Source organism: Ottowia beijingensis (genome assembly GCF_042680925.1).
Taxonomy (GTDB): domain Bacteria; phylum Pseudomonadota; class Gammaproteobacteria; order Burkholderiales; family Burkholderiaceae_C; genus Ottowia; species Ottowia beijingensis.
Genome location: NZ_JBHUEP010000026.1, coordinates 1 through 1,072 on the forward strand (window position 1 = coordinate 1; position 1,072 = coordinate 1,072).

Below are 1,072 nucleotides of genomic sequence, written 5' to 3' on the forward strand. Positions count from 1 at the left end.
CTGGGCCTCATGCGCCTGGGCCGTGAGTACGGGGCTGACCGGCTGGAGGCCGCCTGTGCGCGGGCGCAGTCGATTCGCTCACCGTCCTACAAGAGCATCGCCTCCATCCTGGGCTGCGGCCTGGACCAGCGGCCGCTGGATGCGCCGATGGCCGCACAGGCGAGCCTGCCGCTGCACGAGAACGTGCGCGGGCCGGGCTACTACCACTGAACTCCAACGTGCAAGCAAACCTAACAAGGAAGAACCATGCTCAACGAACAGACCTTGAACCAACTGCGCGCCCTGCGCCTGGACGGCATGGTGGCCGCCCTCAGCGACGCGGCCACCCACATCACGGCCAGCGAGCTGCCCTTTGAACAACGCCTGGCGCTGCTGGTGCAGCGCGAGGTGGACTGGCGTGACAGCAAGCGCCTGGAGCGCCTGTTGAAGGCGGCCCGCCTGAAGGTCTCCAGTGCCTGCCTGGAGGACATCGACTGGCGCGCCAGCCGGGGCCTGAGCCGAGAGGTCATCACCAGCCTGGCCGGCGGGGACTGGCTGCGCCATGGCCACAACGTGCTGCTCACCGGCGCCACCGGGTGCGGCAAGACGTGGCTCGCCTGCGCACTGGGGCAGCAGGCCGCGCGCCTGGGCTTCTCGGTGCTCTACACCCGCGCGCCACGGCTGCTGCAGGAGCTGCACGTGGCCCACGGCGATGGCAGCCTGGGCAAACGGCTGGCGCAACTGGCGCGGCTGGACCTGCTCATCCTGGACGACTTCGGCATCGCGCCGATTGCCGCGCACGAGCGAAACGACCTGCTGGAATTGCTGGACGACCGGGTGGGCACGCGCTCGACGCTCATCACCAGCCAGTTGCCGGTGACGGCCTGGCACGCCTGGCTGGACGAGCCCACGCTGGCCGACGCCATCCTGGACCGCATCGTGCACGGCTCGCACAAGATAGCCCTCAAGGGCGAGTCGATGCGCAAGCTCACCAAGGCCGTCTGAGCCGGCCGCGCCGACCGCCATTCCACGCTGATGGCGGACACTTCGGCTACGATTTGAGCGTCACTCAGGACACCCGCGCAACGTGTCC

At 68.9% G+C, this 1,072-nt stretch carries 1 protein-coding gene and 1 pseudogene; both read left to right on the top strand.

The features are described from left to right. Positions 1–210 (top strand): annotated as a pseudogene (locus tag ACFSCU_RS18930) (IS21 family transposase); the annotation flags it as partial. A gap of 36 nt (positions 211–246) precedes the next feature. Further along, on the top strand, positions 247–984 hold the full coding sequence (istB, locus tag ACFSCU_RS18935) for an IS21-like element helper ATPase IstB (RefSeq protein ID WP_011805003.1): 738 nt from the start codon (positions 247–249) through the stop codon (positions 982–984). The last annotated feature ends 88 nt before the right edge of the window (positions 985–1,072 follow it).